General features: G+C 61.0%; 22 protein-coding genes and 1 pseudogene. 10 read left to right on the top strand and 13 right to left on the bottom strand.

The window, feature by feature from the left end; all coding sequences use genetic code 11:
• The first annotated feature begins 22 nt into the window (after positions 1-22).
• The 3 genes from J1N60_RS11585 to J1N60_RS11575 all read left to right on the top strand — a co-directional run bounded on the left by J1N60_RS11585 (position 23) and on the right by J1N60_RS11575 (position 4546).
• Positions 23-190 carry a hypothetical protein gene (locus J1N60_RS11585; RefSeq protein WP_312907584.1) on the top strand — a complete coding sequence of 56 codons (168 nt, stop codon included), beginning with the start codon at positions 23-25 and terminating at the stop codon, positions 188-190.
• A gap of 336 nt (positions 191-526) precedes the next feature.
• Positions 527-3223, top strand: coding sequence for a right-handed parallel beta-helix repeat-containing protein (locus J1N60_RS11580; protein ID WP_312907582.1), 2697 nt, complete (start codon positions 527-529; stop codon positions 3221-3223).
• A gap of 6 nt (positions 3224-3229) precedes the next feature.
• Entirely contained in the window at positions 3230-4546 is a 1317-nt protein-coding gene (locus J1N60_RS11575) for a PGF-pre-PGF domain-containing protein (protein ID WP_312907580.1), read from the top strand.
• An 80-nt stretch (positions 4547-4626) separates the two neighbouring features.
• Here the strand turns inward: J1N60_RS11575 and J1N60_RS11570 are convergent, their stop codons facing one another.
• The 4 genes from J1N60_RS11570 to J1N60_RS11555 all read right to left on the bottom strand — a co-directional run bounded on the left by J1N60_RS11570 (position 4627) and on the right by J1N60_RS11555 (position 8074).
• The gene (locus J1N60_RS11570) at positions 4627-4863 is read right to left on the bottom strand and encodes a hypothetical protein (protein ID WP_312907578.1); all 237 of its coding nucleotides are present in this window, start codon (positions 4861-4863) and stop codon (positions 4627-4629) included.
• A gap of 118 nt (positions 4864-4981) precedes the next feature.
• Positions 4982-5416, bottom strand: a complete 435-nt coding sequence (locus tag J1N60_RS11565; protein WP_312907576.1) for a type II toxin-antitoxin system VapC family toxin — start codon at positions 5414-5416, stop codon at positions 4982-4984.
• Positions 5413-5688, bottom strand: a complete 276-nt coding sequence (locus J1N60_RS11560) for a hypothetical protein (RefSeq protein WP_312907574.1) — start codon at positions 5686-5688, stop codon at positions 5413-5415. Before J1N60_RS11560 ends, J1N60_RS11565 begins: the two co-directional genes overlap by 4 nt.
• Before the next feature lie 310 nt (positions 5689-5998).
• The gene (locus J1N60_RS11555) at positions 5999-8074 is read right to left on the bottom strand and encodes a hypothetical protein (protein WP_312907572.1); all 2076 of its coding nucleotides are present in this window, start codon (positions 8072-8074) and stop codon (positions 5999-6001) included.
• Between the two features lie 216 nt (positions 8075-8290).
• Here J1N60_RS11555 and J1N60_RS11550 point away from each other — a divergent pair, with 216 nt between their 5' ends.
• The 3 genes from J1N60_RS11550 to J1N60_RS11540 are packed head-to-tail and all read left to right on the top strand — an operon-like array spanning position 8291 to position 11155.
• On the top strand, positions 8291-9721 hold the full coding sequence (locus tag J1N60_RS11550; RefSeq protein ID WP_312907570.1) for a DUF58 domain-containing protein: 1431 nt from the start codon (positions 8291-8293) through the stop codon (positions 9719-9721).
• Entirely contained in the window at positions 9718-10269 is a 552-nt protein-coding gene (locus tag J1N60_RS11545) for a DUF8163 family membrane protein (RefSeq protein WP_312907568.1), read from the top strand. The genes J1N60_RS11550 and J1N60_RS11545 overlap by 4 nt, the downstream gene beginning before the upstream one ends.
• Before the next feature lies 1 nt (position 10270).
• Complete coding sequence (locus J1N60_RS11540) at positions 10271-11155, top strand: DUF7982 domain-containing protein (protein ID WP_312907566.1); 885 nt, start codon at positions 10271-10273, stop codon at positions 11153-11155.
• A 129-nt stretch (positions 11156-11284) separates the two neighbouring features.
• Here the strand turns inward: J1N60_RS11540 and J1N60_RS11535 are convergent, their stop codons facing one another.
• From J1N60_RS11535 to J1N60_RS11525, 3 genes are all read right to left on the bottom strand, one after another.
• Positions 11285-12310, bottom strand: coding sequence for an AAA family ATPase (locus J1N60_RS11535; protein ID WP_312907564.1), 1026 nt, complete (start codon positions 12308-12310; stop codon positions 11285-11287).
• Positions 12311-12517: 207 nt separating this feature from the next.
• Complete coding sequence (locus tag J1N60_RS11530) at positions 12518-13576, bottom strand: DUF4350 domain-containing protein (RefSeq protein ID WP_312907562.1); 1059 nt, start codon at positions 13574-13576, stop codon at positions 12518-12520.
• A 56-nt stretch (positions 13577-13632) separates the two neighbouring features.
• Positions 13633-13896 (bottom strand): DUF8044 family membrane protein, encoded by a 264-nt coding sequence (locus tag J1N60_RS11525; protein ID WP_312912579.1) that lies wholly within the window; start codon positions 13894-13896, stop codon positions 13633-13635.
• A gap of 123 nt (positions 13897-14019) precedes the next feature.
• Here J1N60_RS11525 and J1N60_RS11520 point away from each other — a divergent pair, with 123 nt between their 5' ends.
• Positions 14020-15111, top strand: coding sequence for a DUF1616 domain-containing protein (locus J1N60_RS11520; RefSeq protein WP_312907560.1), 1092 nt, complete (start codon positions 14020-14022; stop codon positions 15109-15111).
• A 441-nt stretch (positions 15112-15552) separates the two neighbouring features.
• Here the strand turns inward: J1N60_RS11520 and J1N60_RS11515 are convergent, their stop codons facing one another.
• Positions 15553-16656, bottom strand: a complete 1104-nt coding sequence (locus J1N60_RS11515; RefSeq protein WP_312907558.1) for a hypothetical protein — start codon at positions 16654-16656, stop codon at positions 15553-15555.
• Between the two features lie 335 nt (positions 16657-16991).
• On the opposite strand from J1N60_RS11515, the gene J1N60_RS11510 reads away from it, so the two are divergent.
• Positions 16992-18080, top strand: a complete 1089-nt coding sequence (locus tag J1N60_RS11510; protein WP_312907556.1) for a hypothetical protein — start codon at positions 16992-16994, stop codon at positions 18078-18080.
• Between the two features lie 2 nt (positions 18081-18082).
• Positions 18083-18718, top strand: a complete 636-nt coding sequence (locus J1N60_RS11505) for a PH domain-containing protein (RefSeq protein ID WP_312907555.1) — start codon at positions 18083-18085, stop codon at positions 18716-18718.
• Between the two features lie 375 nt (positions 18719-19093).
• On the opposite strand, the gene J1N60_RS11500 is transcribed toward J1N60_RS11505, so the two are convergent.
• Both J1N60_RS11500 and J1N60_RS11495 read right to left on the bottom strand, forming a co-directional pair.
• Positions 19094-20260 (bottom strand): hypothetical protein, encoded by a 1167-nt coding sequence (locus J1N60_RS11500; RefSeq protein WP_312907554.1) that lies wholly within the window; start codon positions 20258-20260, stop codon positions 19094-19096.
• A gap of 68 nt (positions 20261-20328) precedes the next feature.
• Positions 20329-20436, bottom strand: a pseudogene (locus J1N60_RS11495) (integrase core domain-containing protein); the annotation flags it as partial.
• Between the two features lie 242 nt (positions 20437-20678).
• Between J1N60_RS11495 and J1N60_RS11490 the strand changes: the two are divergent.
• The gene (locus J1N60_RS11490; RefSeq protein ID WP_312907553.1) at positions 20679-21407 is read left to right on the top strand and encodes an SCP2 sterol-binding domain-containing protein; all 729 of its coding nucleotides are present in this window, start codon (positions 20679-20681) and stop codon (positions 21405-21407) included.
• Between the two features lie 88 nt (positions 21408-21495).
• Here the strand turns inward: J1N60_RS11490 and J1N60_RS11485 are convergent, their stop codons facing one another.
• From J1N60_RS11485 to J1N60_RS11475, 3 genes are all read right to left on the bottom strand, one after another.
• Positions 21496-22119, bottom strand: a complete 624-nt coding sequence (locus J1N60_RS11485) for a hypothetical protein (protein WP_312907552.1) — start codon at positions 22117-22119, stop codon at positions 21496-21498.
• Between the two features lie 212 nt (positions 22120-22331).
• Positions 22332-23537: an acyl-CoA dehydrogenase family protein gene (locus J1N60_RS11480; RefSeq protein ID WP_312907550.1), complete on the bottom strand. Its 1206-nt coding sequence runs from the start codon at positions 23535-23537 to the stop codon at positions 22332-22334.
• 4 nt (positions 23538-23541) lie between these two features.
• The gene (locus J1N60_RS11475; RefSeq protein WP_312907549.1) at positions 23542-24111 is read right to left on the bottom strand and encodes an SCP2 sterol-binding domain-containing protein; all 570 of its coding nucleotides are present in this window, start codon (positions 24109-24111) and stop codon (positions 23542-23544) included.
• Positions 24112-24245 lie beyond the last annotated feature (134 nt).

Raw genomic sequence — 24245 nt, 5'->3', positions numbered from 1 at the left:
GAGGGCGCCCGGATTTCGGTACGTGGCCTCGCGTTCACGCCCCAGACCGACGACACCTCGAACTCCCGGGGCGATTTCCCTCCTCGAGGCCCTGCAGGCTACGGACGCTGACGTCGTCGCCTACGACCCGATCGCCGTCGAGAACATGGCTAAGCGGTTCCCCGAGATTGCATACGCCAACTCGTGGTGACCATTCGAGTTCCATCTCTGTCGAGTTCCGCACTTCTCCACCGAGCGCTCGCTGAGTGTTCACCCCGCGATGAAATTTCAGGGTGTGAACAGAGTTCATATCATGAATAAATAGATAGAAATCTATATACGATTCTACTGCTTTCCACTGGATATTCCGAGGAGGGAGCCGGGCGAATGCGGGGAACGTGGTCGCACTTGCGACCGGACCGTCACCCAGGACGGCCGCGATTCGTCGTGGGCCGGCGTCGTCGCTGGCACGGACCGTGCTTGATCGACGGCGGCCGGCGCCGTTCATCCGTTCGACTCGTTTCCGGAGCGTTCATGAGTGACAACTATGCACACGAATACACGACCAACCGATCGGTCGCGGTGGAGGGCGCTTCTCGTCGTCGCCGTTCTCACCGCGGTCGTTCTCGCGACCGGAGTCGTCGGAACAGCAACGGCACAGCAAAGCGGGCCGACACCTCTCGTGTCGTGCCAGGAGATCAGTACACCGGGGACGTACGTCCTCGACAGAAATCTCACGTCGACGGATCCGGTGTGTCTGCACGTGACGGCGAGCGACGTCGTCATCGACGGAAACGGGTACACGATCGAAGGCGACGGGACCGGATACGCGAGCGTCTTAGTCGACGGATCCGGGCCGTCCGTCTCCAACGTGACCGTCCGCGATCTCAAGGCCGAAGCCTGGACTCGCGGCGTCGAAGCGGCGCAGGCGGTGGACGTCACCGTTGCAAACGCCTCGTTCTACGCCGTCGACACCGGCGTGCGGGCGGTAGACGTCGGCGGGTCCATCATCGTCGCGAACACCGAGTTTGTGGCAATCGGCGACGACGCGGTGAGCGTCGACGGCGCGATGGATGTCGACGTTCGCGACACCCAGATGTCGTCCGTCGGCGGGGCCGGGATCCTGGTCCGGAATGCCAACGACGTCACGCTTCGCGACAACGCAATCGTCGATTCGAACACCGCGGAGGCGGACGACTCGTTCGGGATAGAGATTAACACCTCGACCAGCGCAATCCTCGAGAACACGGATGTCGAACCCTACAATCTCACGAACGGCGTCAAGATCGTCTCGACGGAGACGACGATCACCGACCTCCGTGTCGACGGGACGAACCCGCACGATTACTCGGTAGATACACGGGCCATCGTGGTCGTCGATTCGACGGTCGACGTAACCGGATTCGACGTGCCCGAGATGGACACGGCTGCGTACGCCACAGACTCGACCGTCTCGATCACCGACGCCACGGTGCGGAAAGCCACGATACGCGGGTCCTGGTCTGACGTCGAACTCACGAACGTAACGAGCAAGTTAGCCGGCAACAGCATTATCGCGACCTACTCGAACTTCACCGTCTCGGACAGCATCATCGACGGGAACGGGGCCGTCCGATCGTCGAACTCGACGATGACGTTCGACCGCGTACGCGTCGACGCCACTTCCGGCATCCGGGCTTCGCACAATTCGACGGTGACGGTGCGAAACGGAAATTTCACCGCGAGGTTGGAGGCGTTCGAGGGCGAGGAGTCCGCGTTCACGATTCGAAACACGACGGTTCACGACGCGAACCACGCGGTCTTCCTCGAATCAAATTCCGAGGTCGTCGTCGCGGATTCGGAATTCCACGACGTCTACGAAGGATTCAATGTAACGAGTTCGACCGCGACCCTGGCGAACGTGACGATGACCGGAGCGGGGCCGCACTACGGCATTCGGGGGTGGTCGTCGTCGATCGACGCGACCGACCTGACCGTCGACGGCGGAACAACCGGTCTCAGGCTGACCGATTCCACGGCGAACGTGAGCGACAGTTCGATCGATGCGTGGTCCACCGGCGTCCAGCTATACCGCTCGAACGTATCCGTCAACGACACCGTCGTCACGGACGCGATCACTGGACTGGATGCGTACTCGGACTCGATCATCGCGGCGCGTAACGTGAGCCTGGTGGACGTCCGCGACGGGCTCGACTCGGACGCCGACTCGCTCATCCGGGCGACGACAGTCTCGGTCGACGCCGAACGGGACGCGCTCGTGTCCAGGCGAGGCGGCCACATCCAGTTCTATAACGGAACGATCGTCAGCGACGGAATTGGCGTTCGCGTCACCCACCACGACTCGACCGTCGAGGTGATAAACGCGTCCATCGAGGCCGATGTCGGCGTCCACCTCACCTCGGACGTAGAAATCGCGAACGAGTCGCTGATCGCCTTCAGCGACCTCACCGGGACGAACGTCTCGATCCAGAACGAGGCGCCCGACCCACTCGCTGTACCCCTCAACTACTGGGGGCCCCGCGGTGAGGTTGACGCCGTGGGCCCGGTGACGAACGTCGAGCCGTTCCTCACGGCGTCGCCACAGAACACGTCGCTTCGGACCCTTCAGGAGTTCGGGATCGACCTCGAGATGCCCGCCGGCGGCGTCTACTCCTTCGGGACGCCGGGCGGACTCGACGGCACCCTGTCGGAGGTGTTCGACGACTTCGACGGCGCGATCTACCGATACGACGCCGACGCGCAGGCCTGGACCCTCGCCGACGGTACGGAGCGACTCGAAGCCCTCGAGGCGGTCGTCGTCGTGCCCGAGACCGACGCCAGGGCAGTGGTCGACTTCCGCGACGCGACGCCGGCACAGCCGACTCAGCGGACGCTCAAGCCCGGGTGGCAGTTCATGGCACCTCGCAGTTACGATTCCGCGGAGGCCGCCTTCGACACCCGGCGGACCCTCGCAGCGATTGATCTGCTCAATCTCTATGAACTCCCCACGGGTCAGCCCGCACTCCCGTACCACCCACACGAGTTGGTGTTCACCAGCTACGAATTCCAGGAGACTGAGAGCACGTACCTCATCGACGACAGGTACGTCTACGAGCAACCCGTGAGCCCCTACGGCGGGTACTTCGTCTACGTGACCGAGGAGAGTACGGTCCCCGCGCGGGTCCCGAACGGCGTCACGTACGACGAACTTGCCGAAATGTTGGAACTCGACCAGGTCGAGTGGTTCGGCGGTGCGGCCACGTAATCGACGATGAGCAGCTACACAACACCAAGGAGGTGGTGGGGTCGAGTCGTACTAGCGGGCGTCGTCTTCGCCCTGGCGTTCGCGGCCGTACCCCCCGTCGCCGGGACGCCGCCGCCACCGCCGGCAGCCTACTACGGCGAACTGACGGCCGACGGAGAGCCGATCCCAGCGGGCGTAACCATCACGGCGACGATCGACGGCGAGGTCCGCGGAGAACTCACGACCGCAGACGCGGGCCGGTATGGCGGTTCCGGGGCGTTCGATCCGAAACTGCAGGTCGACGGAACGAGCGACGACGAAGGGGAGACCGTCCGGTTCTACGTCGATGGCGTCGAGGCGAATCAGACCGTCCAGTGGGAGGCGGGTGACGTCCAAGCGATCGATCTTACCGTCAGTGGGAACGCGGTCGACGACGGGGCCGAGTCTCCAGGCGGTCCAGGTGGGGTTCCCGGCGGAGGAACGATCGGCGACGATGAGGACTCGAACGAATCCGCCACGCCTCCATCGGTCACCGTCACCCCGACGTCTGACGGCATCGACATCGTCGTCACCGGTGCTCGAGCGGGCGTCCCCGTGTCGATCGACGTGAACGGGGACGCCAACGACGGCGTCGCCCTCGACGGATTGAACGTCACCCCGACCGTCGACGGAAACTTCACGCTCTCCATCTCGGCGGGGCAGACGCCACCGACGGCTGGCGAAGCGTTTTCGGTCGCCGAGGCGGGCGACCCGCTCGGCTACGTGATCATCGATCACACGATCGCCGACGACGACATCGACGCCGTCAGGTTCCGGTTCCGCGTCACCGACTCTCGACTTGCCGATCGCGGGCTCGAACCGGATGCGGTCTCGCTCTACCGGCTGCACGACGGCGCGTGGACCGAACTGTCGACGCGACACACCGGAACGTCGGAAGCGATCCACACGTTTGAGGCGGATTCACCCGGGCTCTCGGTCTTCGCTATCGCTCCTCGAGCAGACGACCGGGATAGCGAGACCCCGACGGAATCCGATCCCGACTCCCAAGCCGGCACGGAAGACTCGGACGAGACGGAGGATCCGAGCGGAACAGATGACCCGAGCGGAACGGAGGATTCGGACGGGACAGAGGACTCGGACGAGACGGACGACCAGAATGAAGCGGAGGATCTGGACGAAGCGGAGGACCCGGAGGAAACGGATGGTCCGGACGAAACGGAGGACCCGAACGGAGTGGGCAATCGTTCGTTCGACAACGCGTCGTCCTACCGGGCTATGATCGCTGTCGGACTCGGTGCAGTGCTCCTCGTGGTGGCGCTGTTCTGGTTCAGGGCCCGCCGTTGATTGGGTCAGCCGAGGCTTGAACGCGCTTGGAACGGAACCGACGCTTGGAAACGACAGTTGCTGTCGGAAACTGTCGCCGATCAGCGCTCTGCGTCTGCGTTCACCTCGAGCGTATCCAGAACGTCCCGGACGAGAGGCATCATCTCTGCGAGACAGGCCTCGAACTGTACTCGGACGGTGACGCTGACGAGCATGTGCGTTTCGTTCGACTCGCTCGAGTTCCGATCAGTCGGGACACTCGGCGTCGCTCTGGCCGTCTTCTCGCCCTGATTGCCCCTGTCATCGGTTTGGCTCCCGTCACTATCTTCATCCCCCATGTTCTCGCAGTCGCTACTGCCCGAACACCCGGCGAGAGAGACGAGACCGCTCCCGCCCAGCAACGCAAGTACTCGACGCCGTCGGAGTGTGGCTGGTCGAGCACGTGGAGTGGGCATCTCACGGAACTGTTTCCGGGTCAAGGCGCGGGACGAGCCCATCGAAGTCATCATCAAAACTCATGAGCGCATCAATCTCGTGGCGTTCACAGAGCGCGATTGAAGTCGCATCAGTGAAACTCAACGGGTGATCATCGTAACGCTCGAATATCGCAATAGTCTCGTCGAAAACGGTTGCAGATACACGAAGTAATTCGTACGCCTGTGGGTATGGCCCGACGCCCTGCAGTCGATCACTGAGTCGTTTTGCTGGCTCATATGAGCCGGCTCGCATGCGTGTCAGAGTGATTGCTTCGTCAAAAATGTAGTCACTGATATATGGTACACCATGTTCACCATCATAGGCGGCTTCGAGCGCTGTGCGAGCAGCGTCGTGACGGGCGGCGTCTGTATCATGATCGGCATACAGCACACCAGTGTCGATGAGAACGGTCATCCGTAAAGGACGTCGTCGATGTCGGCTTCATCAGTGTCGACACCAGAGCTAAACCGGCCCTGTTGTATGGCTGTTTTTTCGGCTTCTGAAAGCGGGACGAGCGTCTCACGGAACGAGTCGATGACTTCCGCCTGCGATTCATACGCGTTATCGATCAGTCGGGACAAGAGTTCCTGTTGGGTGACCTTCGTCCCCGTTCGCAGTCGGATCTCCGCCTGCAACTCCTCGAGGCGTGATTTTGCGGTCTCGTCAACCTTGACGGCTGTTGCCATACGAACTACTTGGACCCGAACGCTAGTAACCTTTTCTACCAAGTTATCGATGGTACTCACTGGGACATGGTTCCCACCTCGAGGACGATTGCAGTATTCGCGTCCAGGTGATTTACCAGCAATCAGGAACGTTTGCCGATTTCGAGAGCTATGACAGCAAGCCGAAAACCAACGCAACTACCGACCGTGACGTGCTCCCACGACTGAAGTCGTGGGTTTTGCGCCTGCTCTGCGAGTAAACGGTCAGCCACGCCCTGATAAGAGGTAGTGAGGATTGATACGAACGCCGATCGTGTCGCGTTGGTGGCGCTCAGTCGTCGGCGGGTGCCCGTCCATCCTCTCCGAGCCCGCACACCTCCCGGACGCGCTTGAGGACGGTCGCTGCCTCCGACTCGGTGAGCCCCGTCGGATCGAACGCGGCGCGCTCATAGCCTTCGGTGATCGCCCGCAACCGATCCCGAGCCGGCTCGTCAGCACGCTCGTGATAGCGGTGGTAAAACTCCCAGTGGGTCAATGCGCCAGCGGCGGCAAGGCCACTGGCGAGGTCGTGGCGAGCGGCCGTGTAGGCACGCTCGACGGCGGCGTCAGGCTGACCGTTCGCGAGCTGGTCGGCCGCTTGGGCGAGCTGGGTCCTGACGAGTACTCGTGTGGATTCTGCGTCTTCGGACCCCGTCTCGGCGGGCGTTTCCGGACCGGGCGAGGGCGACGTCGTTGGTCGAGCGCGTCGATACCACCAGCCCACCAGGACTAGGACAACCATACCCCCGAGTCCAGTTGCTACCAACAGCCACGTCAGCAGACCACTCCCCTCCTGGGTGGCCAGCGTGACAGTCGTCTTGGCCTGTGCGCTAGCGAGGCTCGTCCCGGGGTCGTCGTACGATGCTCCCACCGTTACCGACTCTGCGTCTGACGATGGCGTAAGCTCCCCTTCGAAGCGGCCGTCAGCGTTGGTCGTCACCGCCTCGACGGGGTCGCCATCGAGCGTCAGCGCCACCGATTGATTGGCGACCCCGTCGCCGTCGGCGGCCGTGAGTCGACCGGTAACGGCGAGAGTCTCACCGTCGGGATCGGCGTCCATCGAGAGTGCGCTCTCGGTCTCGGTGATCGTTACCGTCGTCGTCGCGTTCGCGGGTGCCAGCGCGCGATCCTCGTGGGGCCAGGCAACGCGGAGTTCCTGGTCACCCGCAGGAACCGAAAGCGGGACGGTGACGGTACCATTGAACTGGCCCTCCGAGACGTCCACCTCCCCGACGCGCTGGCCATCGAGCGTCACCGACAGCGGGAGCCTGTCGACGGGCACGTCTTCGACGGTAGCCGCTCCCGCCAAGTGTATCGCATCACCGAAGCGAGCCTGGTCAGTGGCCTCCAGATCGGAGAGCACCGGCTCGACTGGCTCGATAGAGACGGGCACGTCCGTCTGACTGCCGAGATATGCCGATTCGTTCGCTGGCCGGTAGCGAACCGCGAGATCGGTCGTCGAAGCGTTGATCGTAGTCGGGCGATACGTAACCGTGAACGCCCCCGTGGCATCCGTCTCGGTCACAAGGGTCTGGGCACCGATCTCGAGACGCACGGGTTCGTTGGCGATCGCCTCCCCATCGACGGTCTGGAGCTGGCCGCGTGCCTCGAGGAGGTCAAGAAACGAGATGGTGGTGGGTCCGGTGGCCTCGATCGTCAACTCGGTTTCGACGAATTCTAACTCGCGAATCTCGGCCTGGGCTTCCTGGATGTCCTGATTCACCTCTTCGATCGCAGCATCCGCCCCGGACAGATCGGTCCCCGTCTCGGTTTCGATCGTGTTGTAGTGGGTGCGCAGCGTCGTACTCGAGTCGTTGAGCTCCTCAGCGAGGGTCTCGAGTTCGCGGGCCAACTCGCGGGCACGCTCGTCGTCACCGGTTGCGCGTGCTCCCTCGTACTCCTCGTAGGTCTCTTCGTACTCGCGGGCGGTCTCGGTCGTCCGTCGCTGTTCTTCCTGGGCGTCCTCGAATGTCTCTTCGTGACTCTCGCCCTCGGTCTCGCCGGCGACGTCGACGTACTGGTCGAGGCGGTCGCGGTACTCCTCGTCGACGTACTGGCTGGCGCGGTCGTACTCACCCTGGCTCAACTGGATCGCACTCCCGCCTAACTGGTCAGTGAGCCAGCCTGACAGCCATCGCTCGACCCCCTCGAGGTCGCCCTCTTCACTGTACTCGTCGGGGTTCTGATGGCGCGTAGTGTTTGTGTCGTTGGTTCCGGACTCATCGGCTTGGCCCGCGATCGATGGCGTCGGCTCGACGCCTCTATCGGCTCCAGCAATGGCTGCGGTGGCACTCGTGGCGAGAAGCATGACCACACACACGACGATGCCAACCGTTCGCGCGCGGTCGCCAAACCCGGAGGAACTCACGGCCATCCGTTGGTGGCCAGCGAGTAAAAAGGGTTTACTTCGTTGATGGATCGCCAGCACGTCACCGTCACAGACGGCCACGATGGGGCGTCCGATTCGAGATCGCCGGCGTTTTGCGAGCGGTTTCGCTGGTGATCGATTGGCCTCGGCGTCAGCTAGCCGACTTCTCAGGCTACAATCAGTACCTTAAATACCGTCCGGACGGGCACCGAGAGTATGCAGCCCACGCGCCGGGCCTGGGGCGTCGGCGGTCTTGTCGTCGTCCTGGCCGGGTATGCGGTCCTCGTCGCCGCCCCGCTCGTCCTCGCCGGAGCGGTGCTGATCGCTGCGTGGCTTCTCGCCCGCCAGGCCGTCTTTACCCGCAGTCTCGAACGGACTACGCGGAGCCTGTCGGTCGACCAACAGCCTGTCCAGACGACCGTCCGGACCGGCGAGTCGACGCCGGTTACCCTCACGGCGGCCCTCGAGGTACCCGCAGAGCTCGCGCTCGCCATTCGCGGTGAGGTGCCGGCGGCGGCGAGGGTCGACGAACCAATGGCGCTGTCGCTCGAGCCGGGGTCCGCAGCGGCGTCGACGACGACAACCGTCGAGTGGCCTGTTGCTGGCCACTACCGCTTCGAGGCGCCGACGCTCACCGCAACCGACGGCTGGTTTCGCGAGACGCTCTCGACCGGCGCGGAGGCCGCGGTCACCGTCGACCCACCCACCCCTCGGACGATTCACCTCGGGTCGGGGGGCGATGCGGTTGGATTGGCCTACGGGGAACACATCTCGGAGCGCCGTGGGTCGGGCCTCGAGCCGGTGGAGATCCGCCAGTACGCTCCGGGAGACACCGCCGACCACATCGACTGGAAGGCAACGGCCCGATTGGGCAGCCCCCACGTCCGGGAGTACAACGTCGAGACCGATCGGCGAACGCTGTTCGTCGTCGATCACCGTGCCCCTCTCGGCACGGGCCCACGCGGCGAAACGAAACTCGCCTACCTGCGCGAGGTTACGCTCGCGCTTGCCGCTCGGTCCTGGCGACTCGGCGATCCGATCGGACTCGTCACCGTCGGCGATTCGGGGCTCACACACCGCCTCGATATTGCGGCAGCTTCGACGACGCACCGACGGATTCGCCGCCGCCTCCTCACGCTCGAGCCGACATCAGGGTCGACCCGGAGCCAGCGGTCGGCTGGCTCCACAGCCGGTGTTCGCCGCCAGGCTCGCACCGCCCTCGAGGGCGATTCGAGTCCGTTTGCGACGCAGTTACGTCCGTTTATTGCGGGGCGCCCGAAAACCGGGCAGGCCGTGTCATCGCCGCTAGCACGCACACTTCGGACGATGCTGACCGATACCTCCCCCGCCTGGGTGGTCCTGTGTACCGACGATAGCTCGCCGGCAGACCTGCGAGATGCCGTGGCGTTCGCCCGCGATCGTGGCGCGTTCGTGACAGTCTTGCTCGCCCCGACTGTGCTCTACGAGCCGGGTGGGTTAGGCGATCTCGAGGCCGCCTACGAGCGCTACCTCGAATTCGAAACCCTGCGCCGTGAGTTGGCGCGTATGGATCGAGTGACCGCCCTCGAGGTCGGCCCCGAAGACCGACTTACGACGGTGCTCGAGGCCGGTCGCCGCCGACGCGAACCGGCAGGAGGGACGCCATGAGCAGCCAATCGGGGACGGTCACGGACGGGGACACAAGTGAGACGCGTCCGCCTCGAGTACCCAACCCCGACCGACCGGGTGGGCGGCTAGCAGGCCTCGCCCTCGTGGTCATCACGGTCGCGATGGGCGTCGTGGCCGGCCCCCTCGGGGCCGTCGGAGGAGGAGTGACGGCCGTCGGCTGGTATCTCCTCGGGACGCCCTACGCGATCGCGATCGGCCACGTCGTGTTAGTAGTACTCTTCCCGGACGGCCTGTCCCCGCTCTCGATCGTCCTCCTCGAGGCCGGTTTGCTCACGCTGGTGGTCGCCGCGGCGACGGGCGAGCGCTACCCGCTGCGATTTGCGGTGACGGCCCTCGTCGGCGTGACCGTCCTCGGTGGGCTCACCGCCGTGCTTGTACGTACACAGCCGTTCTGGCTGGCCGCGCTGGGTCTGGTGGTGGCCGCTGGGGTCCTCGCGTATGGCCTGCACCGCGTTGAACTGGTCCGCCTGGGTCTTGTCACGGACCCCGTTGCCGAAACGACCGATGAGACACCCGCGGAGACATGAGATGAGTATGTCCAATTCCGATCCCGAATCCACGACTGCTGAAGAGGCCGACGAGGGGCCCGCTGACGAGGAGGCTGCCGACCACCTGGACCGTCGCGCCCAACTCGAGGTGTTGGCTGAGGAAAACCGCCGTCTGCGAACGGAGTACGCTCGGGCGCGCCAGTCGCGCTATCGACAAACGGCGCTGGGGCTCGCCGCGATTGGCCTCGTGGCCGTCCTCGGCGGGCTCGTCTTCCCCGATGGGCGTGAGGTCCTCTTCGTCCTCGGGGCGACGGGTTTTTTCGGTGGGATACTCACGTACTTCCTGACCCCGGCACACGTCGTCGCCGCTGACGTCGGGGAACGCGTCTACGCGGCGGGGGCGGCAAACGGCGCCGCCCTCGTTGAGGCGCTTGGTTTGTCCGAGACACGCCGCTACGTCCCCACGACCGGGTCGGTTCGGCTGTTCGTTCCCCACTCGCCCGATGACGTCCTGGCCGACCTCCCGGGCGACGCCGATCAAGGTCCGTTTCTTCTCGACGACCCCCGGGGGTTGCTCCTGGAGGCGACCGGCCAGCGCCTGTTCGACGAATTCGAGCGCGCACTCAGTGGCGACCTCGCAGCCACACCGACGCCGCTTACAACCCAGTTGACCGATGGGCTCTGTGAACACCTCGAACTCGCCCGTCACGCCGAGGTGGACGTTGATGCCGACCGCGGGCGGGCAACCTTCGCTATCACCGAGAGCGCCTTCGGTGACGTCGACCGGTTCGATCATCCGATCGCGTCGTTTCTCGCGGTGGGCCTGGCGACGGGCCTCGACCACCCGGTAACCCTCGAGGTCGCCCCAGGCGATGACCGGGCCGACTGGCTCGTCACCTGCCGGTGGGACTCCGATACCGAGTGAACGGGGGACGAGGCCGTCGCTCACGGCGCTGTGGTTCTTCACTGAGTAGAGCAATACTCACAACGACCAGTACAGGCGACGCACAGACCGTTTCACGTTGTGAGCACGACCCCAGTCAGTCTATCAGACTCACTCTGAGTCTGTACTCGAGGCCGCTGGAGCGTCGAGTGCCTCCGCACCTGGCGGCTCGACCTCCTCGAGGAGTTCTGCAATGACGTCGGTGGTGTTGACGCTACTGAGCTCGGCGTCGGTCCCGAGGACGAGACGATGGACCAGAATCGGTTCGGCGAGCGCCTTGACGTCATCAGGGATGACGTACTCGCGACCGTGAATTGCCGCCCGGGCTTTGGCCCCATCGAGGAACGCGAGCGTCGCTCGCGGGGAGGCCCCGTAGGTCACGTCGGGGTGATCGCGCGAGGCGGCGACGAGATCGAGGATGTACCCTTTGACTGCGGGGGCGACGTGGACGTCGGCGACGGTCGCTCGGGCGGCGTCGATGGCGGCGGGATCGATGACCTGTTCGACGTGATCCGGGCCAAGCGTCGGATCCGCATCGAAGCGATCGATGAGCTCGCGCTCGCTCGCCCGGTCGGGGATGTCGACGGTGAGTTTGAACTGAAAGCGATCGCGCTGTGCCTCGGGGAGTTCGAAGACACCCTCCATCTCGATGGGATTCTGTGTTGCGACGACAAGAAACGGCGTCGGCAACTCGAGCGTCTCACCTTCGATGGTGACCTGACGTTCTTGCATCGCCTCGAGCAGCGCACTCTGGGTTTTTGGCGTGGCGCGATTGATCTCGTCGGCGATGACGATGTTGGCGAAGACGGGGCCGCGTTGCAGCTCGAACGTCCCGGTGGTCTCGTGATAGACGTGGGTACCCGTGATGTCGGCCGGGAGGATGTCGGGGGTCATCTGGATACGCCGGTGATCGAGGCCACTCACGCGCGCAAAGAGGTTCGCGAGCGTCGTTTTCGCCACACCGGGAACGCCCTCGAGCAGGACATGCCCGCGGATCAACAGGGCGATGGTGAGGTGTTCGACGGTCTCGTCGTTGCCGACGAGAACGTGTTGCATCTCGGTTGACAGCGCCTCATAGAGCGCGGCTGGCTCGGCAGGGTCGGTACTCGGTTCGGGTCGTCGATTGGGATCGCTCATTCGTCGTGACTCCGTGGGGCGCACGCCGGTGATCGTCCGTAGACGTGCCGGGTTCGTGTTGAGGAGAAATAGCTTCGGGTAGTTGTACGTATCGGCTTCCACATCGCAGTATCAACGCGGGGAGCCAACCACTGCCGATACGGCTCGACGGACTTGCGATCGGGTATGGCATGGGTATCGCGTTCAGGTCAAGGGGTGGGCGGTTAGTCACGGTTCGTCCGAGTGGTCGTGTGTTGTCCGCGAAACCGCTGTCGCGACCCGTCGAATGCGGTCGTCATCCCATTCGGGGTGGCGGTGGCGCAGACGTTCTGCCCACTCGTCCTCGCTGAGCGCTTCCGGCGAGCGCTCGAGCGCTTTGGCGGTAGCAGCGGTGCGCTGGCCGCGACGCCGAGCGAGGACGCGCTTGAGCGTCGAGCGATCGCTGCGTACGAGGGCGGCGACGAGGCCGATCCCAACGAGCCCGGCGCCGAGTTGGGCGAGCGGGGATGCACGGACGGACACCATCGCAGCCGTCAGCGGCGGGAGATTGCCGGCATGGGAGATATCGAAGAGCACGCGGTCGTGGCCAGCGTAGAGGTTGGTGAGAAACGCGGCGTTGTCGGGCTGATCGAACATGGTGTTGATCGTCAGGCTCGGATCGCCAACGACGACCACGCTCCCGTTACTGACGTTCTCGGTGGTGGCGACGGGGTACGCCTGGAGGTCCTCGACCTCCTCGAGGTCGGTCTCTTCGTCCCCGAGATAGGTGTAGTTGCTCGTCGTGACCAGGACGGTCGCATTGCCGGGGTCAATCGCCGTCGCGTAGTTGAGCGTCAACTGATCGACGCCCCGGGTGACGGTGTGATTCGCGACCTCGGTGGCGATCGGCATCGGTGGCCCCCGGTAGTGGTAGCGTTCATCCCGGAGCAAGCGCCCATCAACCCGCGCCTCGGCCCCGACATCGTTGAGCAGGGCGTTCCCTGGCTCACCGAAGTTCTCGAAGACGACGAGCGTCCCGCCGTTCTCGACGAACGTTCGCACCCGGGTGGCGTCCTCACTCGAATACGGTTCGTCGGGCGCGATCACGAAGGCTACGGTGTCGTTCGCCTCACGCTCGGTGTACGCCTGGGTATCGCGAACGAGGTTGTGCTCGACGGTGTCGTCAGCCGCGACGTGGGCTCGAAACTCACTCGTTCCGTCCCAGGCCGGGTTATAGAGGCCGAACGCCGCCGCCGACGTCGACGTGACGACCCCTAGGGCGAGGAGGACCGTCAGGCTGAGTGCCACCAACAGGGCTCGTGGCCAGTCGATCCCATCCGGGGTGCGAAGCCACGACCACAGCCTCACCACGGGAGCACCTCCGGGGGTAGAATCTCGAGGATCCGGCGAATAACGACGTAGCCAAAGCCAACGAGGCCGACGAGGATGAGCCACAGGAGTCGTCGCCGCCACGTCGGCGTCACGTGAAACGGCGCGGTGAGTTCGGTGACGATCAGCAAGCCGATCAGCGAACAGACGAAAAACAGCTCATAGGAGAGCGAGCCCAACAACACCAGCACCAGTGCCGTGGCTACCATCCAGGCCAGTTGTCCGTGGACGAAGCGCATCCGTCGCTGGGTCGCCATTACGTCGAAGTGATTGCTTTGAGTACCTAAAGGTAGCGCACTCTCAGCCGCCTCGTACTGTCGGATCGACCGACTTTTATCCACGAGTTGCTCACTACTGGATGAATGGACGCACGACGGTCGCTCTGGTTGCTCCTCCCCAAGCAGATTCGACGGCTCCCAGCCGATCTCGCGGCCATGCTCGTCGTGACCGTGTTGGTCAACATCGCCGTCTTCACACCGGGTGTACGCGAGACGCCGCTTCGCGTCCCGCTCGGATTGGCGTTCGTCCTGTTCGTCCCCGGTTATGTGTTTATCGCCGCGCTCTTTCCGGAAGCCGGCAAGTCACCGATTGATTCTGACGTTGGCACCGACTCCGACTCCGATGTCGCCCCCTCGAGCGAGGCCGAACCCGGGAATTCGTCACCGGGTGTCGTCGACACCGTCCGTGACGGAATTGACGGGATCGAACGGGTCGCTCTCTCGTTTGGGCTCAGCATCGCTGTCGTTCCCCTGATCGGCCTGATCTTGAACTTCACCCCTTGGGGGATCCGGCTAGCACCGATCATGGTCGCCGTCACCGGGTTCGTCCTCGTCTCGACGGGCGTCGGTGCCGTTCGTCGCTGGCAACTCCCCGCCGAGGAGCGCTTTACCGTCCCGTACCGAGCGTGGTACCAGGCAGGACGCGCCGAGCTACTCGAACCCGAGACGCGCCTTGACGGTGCGTTGAACGTCCTCCTCGTGCTTTCGATCGCCCTCGCGGTCGGCTCGGTTGGCTACGCCGTCCTCGTCCCCCCGGATGGCGAGCGCTTCTCGGCGATTTACCTCCTGACCGAAGACGACGACGGCGAACTCATTGCGGATGACTATCCCACGGAACTCGTCGAGGGGGAATCAGGCAACCTCGTCTTCGGGGTGAATAATCACGAACACCGCACGGTCGAGTACACCGTGGTCGTCGTCGAACAACGCGTGGAAACCCAGGAGAACGAGACGATCGTCACCGAGCAGCGTGAACTCTCCAGACACCATCAGGAACTGGCCCACAATGACTCCTGGCACCAGCCTTATGAGCTTCAGCCGACGATGAGTGGTGAAGATATTCGTGTTGTCTGGTTGCTCTTTCCCGATGAAGTCCCTGCGGAGCCATCGATGAACGATACGGAGTATACCGTCCACCTCTGGGTCGACGTCGCCGAGGCTGACTCCGGGGCGTGACCATCTGGAGCTGATCCCAGCCGGAGTATCATGATGTCTTGCTCGCGTAACTCAGGTGCGAGATCATCAAACGCATCGATCGAGATGCACTGCGGTGTCCTGGGGCCAGCCTCGAGATCGTGTTCGGTAACGTAGTCTCGGCACGATGCTGAGCCGAACATTTGCTGGACCGAGGTCGCCAGCGTGTTCAACGCAGGCTCGAAAACCGAGTCCATCACTCAAATCATATCATTAATTGTATCTGTTTTCCGTGATATCATGATATGGTCAGACGAAAGTTCGAAAGCTACTGTAGGGTTCTGCAGACTCTCACTCACGAAGAGATCGACGTTTCTTGCAAGCTCTGAAATCGGACCATACCGGCGCTCTGAAACTGGCGGCTCTGACCTCGAGTTTACAAATCTGAACATGGCCAAGAGTAGAGACAGAGATTATGGCTTCTTAAGCGAGGGCGCCGGGCTCATCCTCGAACGTCGCGGTTGCGTGGACGTGAGTCTCATCAATGATGATCTCGTGTGGAACGTCTGCTTCGCCGATGAGGTGTTCCCGAACCTCTTCCTCAGAGGGAACACTGCCCTCGGGATAGATGCCGGCGAATCGAGCCTCAATATCCGTCATCTCCCCGTTATCGACGGAGTAGGAGATCGTGTTGACAACGCTCTCAACGCAGTCAAAGACGGGATTGGCCTCGTCGTCAAGCTCCGTCTCAGAAGTCCCATCGCCCGCATGCATGGAGCCATTTTCTGCGCTTCCCGTGTCCAACGCCGCCATTAAGTCCTCTGTCTCCCAGCTGCCGAACGCCATCTGCGCCTGCCCTGTTGTCTCAAAGAGCCACTGTCCATCCTCAGTGTCTACTACTCGGTCGTTCTCTTTCGTGTATCGAGTGAGTGCGTCGGTAATGAGTTGCTCTGATTCGTACTCCTCCGTTTCCCCGGGAGTCATCCCAACGATCAGTGCCTCTTCAGAGAGGGCGTACGCTAGCCCCTCGGTAGCCGCTTCGTTACCGACGTAGATGGTGAACCCCGCCTGAGCTTCCGTATTGGTGAACCCATCTGTGTATTGAGCATCGAACGTGTCAATATCGTACTCTCCGTGGAAGATGAGAAGGTCATCGACCCAGGTCAATGTCGTGGTCTTGATGCCTTCTGCAGATTCGCCATCCTCTGTGAGGAGGTCTCCCGCGAAAGGGTAGAACGCGATCCCGAAGAGGGTGAGTGGGCTGATGAGTGCGCCGTACAATGGAAGGCCGAGGATCGGAATTTGTCTGATGACATCAGCCGCCTCATCGTCTTCGACCTCGTCTTCACTCTCACTCTCAAGCCCGTCCAGTGACTCCCAATCGACGTGGGTGAAATACACTCCAGTTGCCTCTGAATTGTGACTCTCCTCTGGAATCCAGTCACTATATCGTGGGATGTCGTACGAAGGAAACGCGCCGCCTGATTGATTGTCTTTGTTGTCCTGTGCTGCGTCGTCAGTGCATCCTGCGATCACGGCTGCCCCCATCATTGCAAGTCCTGTGCCGATGAAATCCCGTCGATTCATGAAAGCACTGTACTATAATCAGAGTAATAACCATTTTTCACAGACTCTTATACGATTCGCGGTTGGTCTGGTCGCCCTCTTTATAAAGAATCAATGTCAGCGTTGAGTCAGCCCAGACTCACTCGTTTCTATTTTCTCAAGGGTCTACTCGATACATGAACTTCTTCCACACGTGGTGAAGGTGCTAAAGTCCAGAACGAACTCTATTAAGGACGGATCCAGAGAAACAATCGTGTTATCATGATACTACAAATAGCCAGAAATTACATAACATTTGGATTGAGAAGTATACCGGAATATCGATGGACGGGAGTCGGCGGCATTTCATAGCGTCAATGGGGTCCTTAACAGCCCTTACAGCAACTGCATCCTTCACCTCTACAGTACAAGCTTCGGATGAAGCCATATTGAAGGGGAGAATACTCAAACACGATGGGAGTCCCGCTAAAGAAGACATGATAAGTGTCGGTGGGGAGGGATATGCCCATAGTGATTCTGAGGGCTATTTTGAGAAATCAGTTGAGGGAAATAGCCGTTATACTCTTGGATACTATCAAGCGTTCAAGAATGATAGGGATAGATGGCAGTTGCACGAACCAAGGAGAAACGAAGCACCCCACATTTACCGAATCGGCAGTTTCTCCGTTGGTTCAGGCACGGAAGACATCGGTGAAATTATCCTCCCTAAAGCACATTTGGTCAACGTTCGTGCTGTAGATTCAGATAGAGAACCCTTAGCCGACGCCCAGCCCGGATATGGACATGAAGGCTACGGTTCGGGAAAACATAGGCTAACGACAAACGAGGATGGGATGTTAGTCATTACAGGCGCTGATTTTACTGGTGTTGAGTTGACAGGCCGTGTCACTCTGAGTATGATTCCTCCCGAAAACGATGACCGATTCCCGACTGCTGAATTTCAGGAGGAGATAACGGTTACGGAGGATACGGACGCAACGTTTGTGTTCAACGAACATGGATTAGAGGCATTCGAGACTTCTCCAGCAGACTCCGATGAACCGGAGGATACAGAAGATGAGTCTGAAACAGAAGAAGAGGACACTAGTGAAGGAACAGACGAAAAAGGTGACGAGGCCGCTGAAGAAACCGAAGAGCCCAACGAGACCACCGAAGGAACAGATGAAGGGGCAAAGACCAACGAATCCGATGAAACTGAAGAATCGGCTACGGAGTCAAATACAGACTCCAATGAGACTGTGAGTAGCCAAAACGAGACAGAAGCATCAGCGGACACAAACCAATCAGATGACGACCTCCCGAAAGACCCACAGGCATCTCGAGGATTCTTCTCAAATGATGCCGATGAGTCCTACGAGTTTCTCACAGACCCGTTCTTTTTGACCGTCAGCGGTTTCGTGCTATCGGTCGGTGGAATCACTATTCAGCTACTGAGGGGTAAATAGAGATGACGCGAGGACGTCCCGCAGTTTGGAGTACAATCCTCGGATTACCATTTGTTCTTATTGGAGTGTACCTGTTCATCATTGCCGCTGACGCTACGTCCGAACTCGGGCTACCTCCCCTCTTCTTCGGGCTATTCATCGTTTTCGTTGGTCTATACGTCCATTATATCGCGACACCGTCGTCTCCCAGACTTCGAGATGATGAGGAAATAATCGAAATCCGTCACCCGACACAACGTGTGGCGGCCGCAAAACTCGGCATTGGGATACCTGTACTCCTGGTCACAGCCTACCTCCTCTTCTTTACGATGGTACCCTACGTGTACCCGACCGCAATGTTGCTTATTGGTCTCTATTTCTTTTCGACCGGGTTGTACGTCTACTGGACGAATACCCTTACAACGTACTATGTGACATCAAATCGAGTTATCAAAGAGTTCCGGTTCCTCTCTCTAATTCGGCAAGAAGTCCCTCTCAACAAGGTTCGTGGCGTCCAAGAACGGAAGTCATTGACCGAATCACTGGTTGGACTCGGAAATGTTCGAGTTGCAAGCGGTGGCGGGCGGTCACTCGAAGTCAATATGCGTAATATGACTCAGTCAGCAGAGTTCGCAGAGTCAATTCGTGAACTAATGTAGCGGCAGGTCTTCCAATATCCGATTTTGGAAATCGGTTTCTGAAGCCTTTCAGTGCAATAGACGGCAATTTACACTCGGAAAAAAGGGTCACCATCATACGTCTATTACTGGTTTTAATCCACGAAGAGGGCAATCACACGAGAATAGTGACTAGACGACATCGGTGGTGAGATGAAGGACCGTCTGAACCTAATCACCAGCGGATTTATCCAATTCCCTTTTAATCATGTTCCAATATGCCAGACGGTCACTCCGTAGGGAAGATTGATGATCGGAGAGCGACTCAGATGGTACAACCAACGGCTCTGAGCGTCTGTCGTGATCTGTTGTAGAGCTCCTGACCACCATATCCGCCGTTGAAACGCAATCAACCACTTACTCTACAGCTAGAACCCACGGCTTCTCCTCGGGATCGTACGCACTCATCGCACCGCTATGGCTCCGAGTCTCTGGCGACAGAACACCAATGTGCTTGAGCTGCTGGACAAAGTTGAACAACACGTTCGACCGGACAATATCTTTCCACACGCTTTCATCAGTATAAATCCGCTCAGTACGACCAGCCTCGATAAGTTCTCGAGCACGTGTCCGACCACTCCGGGTACAGAACGTGCTAAGGAAGACGTTTGGATACTCGTGGACCAATCGCTGAAGTAGATCCGGGAAGTAAACTCGAGGCCCCTCCTTCCGCAGCGCATCGAGGAGAAGCCGAAACTCGGGATGGCGTTCGAAACAGTTTCGCAAAAGGATTGCGAGTGGCCGCTGGCTATCGACGACGGTTGAGCCACGTACTGAGTTTTTAACGCTTTCGAGATCAGCTAGATCAGTGATTCGATGTCCCTGGAGCACCGCTACAGCGAGGTTACCTTGATCAGTCAACCTGTAGCGGCCAGCGCTTTTCAGTTCGACCAGCCCAAGAGATGAAGCTCCAGAGAGGGCTGACTTACCGGCTCCAAATCCATATTCCTCTTCGAACACAGTAACGAGTTCGTCATCTGCGAGCAGTCCATTATTGGAGATCGCAACGACAGGAGCGAGGTAGTTCAGTGGCTGGGCGAGTGACAACATTGCGATGTCGCCCGAAATATCGCTCCGGCGAAGACGAACAGAGAGTTGGCCTTCGATGTCGACGACTTGTTCGTGCGCTTCGCTGGCCGGTGGACTTGCCCAGTGTGTGGTACCGTCATTTGTGGTGCTGATCACGCCTACACCTTTCGAGCGCAGCATATCTGTGTGTGGATCAACAGCATCCGAAGCGGCAGCCAGATACGAGACGTGAGAGCCCTGCTGGTAGGTAAGCGCCTGGCCAATCCCTCGCAGTATGTTGGTCGAGCCCTTGACCTCGATTGCGAAAACCCGATCAGCGTTAGTGAACCCGATAACGTCCGGATAGCGGCCACCGATCGTGATCGTGTGCGGTTCACATTTCTCGAGGACCCCTGCGTAGGTCTCCTGGTGAGATCCAGGAATGTGGACGAGTGGCTGATAATCGCGCTCGTACAGGTCGTCAACGACATGTTCGAAGACAGTCGGTTCGTCCATTATTAGCTCGTTCTAACCTGTCATGCTTGAAGCTATGGTTCATCGATAGAACCAAGAAAGGATACTGTCTAGTTTAGCACCTCCGCTGGCATCTGTCCGCTGAGTGACTGATGCGGTCGCTGTGTGTTGTAGTAGTGTACGAGATGTTTAAGACACTCTCTGACGTTCTCCCGACTGTTTTAGGACTCGCTAAGCAAGTCTGCGAACATTTCCCGAACTAGCTCGACGACCTTCTCGTTCCTCGAACTGGCCTAACTAGACACTGCCACTTAATGGATTGTGTCGGATTTATTTTGGGATCAAGCTTGAGATTTTCTCCTGTACTGCTGATAAACTCCCTCGGATGAGCGGGGAAATCACAACAATCGTTCACAATGAGCATGGCTGTACATCGGGTCGCTGTGACCCGGAAACCACCATGAGCACACAAAAACACCGACCGATCGAACAGTACTTCCCGACCGAGCCGTGGCTCGAGCAGTACCGCGCGGCCATCAACGACAGCGATGCGTACGCGGACCACTCGGCCGGCTGGGGCGTCGATTTCGACGGAACGTTCGTCTTTCAGATCGAAGACGTGCCGATCGAGTCCACCACGGTCGCGGAGCTGCCGTCGGAACTCGTCGAGGCGACCGAGGAGGAGTTCGCGACGCTTTCGGACGATCAACTCGAGGCAATCCTCGACGATGCACCGGCGGAGGTCCGCGAGAGCGTCGAGTCCAGGAGCGGATCATTCGACGAGCGTCTCAGCGCCGAGGTCGAAGAAATGACGATGAAACAGCTCTCCGAACGAACGTGGCCGGAGCTTCGGGCCGCACTGCCAGAGATCGTCACCGATCTGATCACCCAGCTCGAAGAGAACATGGCCGACGACGGGACCATCTACGCGTACCTCGACCTCTACGACGGCAAGTGCAACGGAATTGATACGCTTCTGGACATCGACGACCGCGAGTACGGATTCCGGCTCATCGGCGAGTACGGAAAGTGGGCGAAACTTGTTCGCGGCGAGGGCGACGTCATCAACATGCTGATGGCGGGCGAGTTCGAAATCGACGGCAGCATGCAGAAGGTGCTGCAGTACTCCGAGGCGGCGGTCGATCTCGCGGAGATCTCCGCCGACGTCGAGTCGCGGTTCATCTTCTGAACTCGCACCTGGAGCACATCGCTGACCGAACCGTCGGCGACCCGGTTTCGCGTTTTCCGTTTCCGATCGCTCGAGCGGACGGGAGAACTCAGTATTCGATGATCAGTCCGTACACGAGCCCGAGGGTCCCGCCGTACAGCGTCCACGCGATCACGCCGAACAGTCCGTCACCCGTGAGGTTGGGAATCGCCATCGGGACGCCCATCACGACCGTCAGCCACGCTGGCATCAGGAACAGCGAGAAGAGCACGCCCACGGCGAGCCCGTAGCCGTTGCCGAGTCCGAGCGTCGTCGTCGTGAGCGCGGATCGCTTGAGTAGCGGTACGAGGAGCTTCCGGAGGTAGTCGTTGCGACTCGAGAGCATCATCACCTTCGAGACGAACGAATCGATCGAGTTCGCGACGAACAGGCTAAACGGCAGCGCGAAGAGGGCCCCGAGGGCGAACATCGCGAGCCATCCCCCGTTCAGCGTCGGCACGCCGAAAATCGACCCGATCTCCCGGATCGCGTCGGTGTCGTGCAACTGCAGGACTAGGGCCGCCTGGAATCCGCCGGCGATCCCGCCCGCAATCGCGGCTTCGATCTCTCTGGCGTCGACCTCGAGCGAGCGGACCCGCTCGAGGACCGGCGCGAACGCGCTTCGAGACGCCACCTCGTCGGGATCGGCGCCCGAGCCGGCGTCGGTTCCGGGAGTTGCGTTGGTGTCGGCCATCGTGGTGTCTGTCGGTACCGTTCTCTGGTAACGTGCCTCAATGTTGTTCCGTGGATGCGCGGCGGTTTATACGTAGTAGGGTCAGCGTTCGCAACGACGATCGCCAAAACCCCCGTCTCGAGACGAGTGGTCGACGATGAGAGGTCGAAGATGAGTGGCCGTTGGTGAGTGCCGGGCGGCGGGAGTACAAAACGAGTCTCGAGCGGGCCGCCTCAGTACGCGCTCGTGCCGGTCAGTTCCTTGCCGACGATGAGCTTCTGGATCTCGGTGGTTCCGTCGGGGATCGTCATCACGCGAGCGTCTCGGTAGTACCGCTCCATGCGGTTCTCGAGGTCGAGCCCCGCGGCACCGAGCACCTGTAGCGCGTCGCTGGTCGCCTCGATCGACCGCTCGCAGGCGTACCCCTTCGCGAGCGACGAGAGCAGTCGGGCGTCGGGATCGCCGTCGACGAGCGCTTCGGCCGCGCTTCGAGAGAGGCCCCGCGAGGCCTCGATGGCCGCCCGGACGTCGTAGAGCTTCTCCTGGACCAGCTGGTGGCCGGCGATCGGCTCACCGAAGGTTTCCCGCTCCTGGGCATAGGCCAGGGCGTCGTCGAACGCCGCCTGCATGATGCCGACGGCCATGAACGCCATTCCCGTTCGCATGAACGAGAACATGACGTTGAGCGGCTTGTGCTCGAAGAAGAGCTGGCTGACGCTCTCGGGAAACGGCACGATCTCGGAGATGTCGTGGCCGTCGGCGATGGCGTCGCCGAAGATGGTCGAAAACCGGTTCTCGACCGGAACACGAACGTCGTCGAAGACCATGCGCCCGTTCGGAACGCCCTTCCAGCCCAGTTTGTTCATCTCCTCGGTCTCGAAGTCGGCGTTCGCCCGGTCGACCAGAAACATATCCTGGACGTCCTCGGAGGCGTCGTGGGCGACGACGAGCGCGACGTCGGCGATCTGTGCGTTGCCGACCCAGACCTTCTCGCCGTTGAGGACGAACTCCTCGCCGTCCCTGCGGGCGACGGTGTTCGGGTGGGCCGTATCGGAGCCGCCTTCCGGTTCGGTCACGGCGAGACAGCCGATACACCGGTTGTCCTCGAGTTTCGGGAGCATCGCCTGCTGGGTCTCGTCGGCGGCGAAGCGGACGAACAGCGCCGGGAACGACATCTGCAGGGCGACGTTCAGGCTCGGCCAGACGCGACTGATCTCCTCGCTCGCGATGACGAACCGCCAGACGTCGCCGAAGTACTGGTGGACGGTGTCGGGCGTAAAACCGATCCCGAGCTCCTGCAGGTCGTCGAGGTAGCCGACGAGGTCTTCGCGCTCCATCGGTCCGTTACGATCCTTCTCGTCGACGACGGGATCGATTTCGGCTTCGAGGTACTCCCGGAGGTCGTCACGAAACGCCAACTGGTCGTCGGTCAGGCGCATTCGCTTACTCCGCGGGGACCTGCTCGGACAGCGAGTTCATGATCGGTGCCAGGCGGGTCCCCTTGTGGACGGGGCCGTCCATCTCGTACTTCTGTTGCATGAAGCCCTGGATCGGGTCGACGCTGCCGACGATGAGCCCGACCAACGTGTCCGCGGGACCGGTGATCTCGAGCATCGGGTCGTCGAGTTTCCCGGATCCGCCCCGCATCGTCTGGTCCTCGCTGTCGACCTCGAGGTGGCCCGCCATCGGACAGTCGTCGGCCTCGAAGTTGACGGTAATATCCTCGTTGATGTTCTCTCGCACCTCGGAGGAGGTCTCGACGAGGACGTTCATCCCGGCCCATAGCAGTTCCTGGAACTGGTCTGCGGTCTCGGGGTTGTCCGAGACGAACGACGCGATGTCCATCGTCTCCATGCGCTGGACCACGCGACCGAACGTCGCCGGGTACTCGCGGACGAGTTCGTCGGTCTGGCTCTCCATCCGACCGAGCAGGTCCGGCAGGTCGTCCTCGAGTTCGTCGTCGGGTTTGTCGAGCGATGCTTCGATGTCCTGGATGAGTTCGTCGTCCGTCATAGCTATCGATCCGGGATCACCGTGCGGGGGTGAATCCCGATGGTAGTGAAGAGTGGACGCGCCTCGAACAGTCTGATCCATGGGATGCGCGGATCTTTATACTCGAACTCGATAGTGGCGAGATATTGATTGGT

It is taken from the genome of Natronosalvus caseinilyticus, assembly GCF_017357105.1.
GTDB lineage: Archaea > Halobacteriota > Halobacteria > Halobacteriales > Natrialbaceae > Natronosalvus > Natronosalvus caseinilyticus.
The sequence above is the reverse complement of the archived record's forward strand: the minus strand, read 5'-3'. Positions and strand labels throughout refer to the sequence as shown.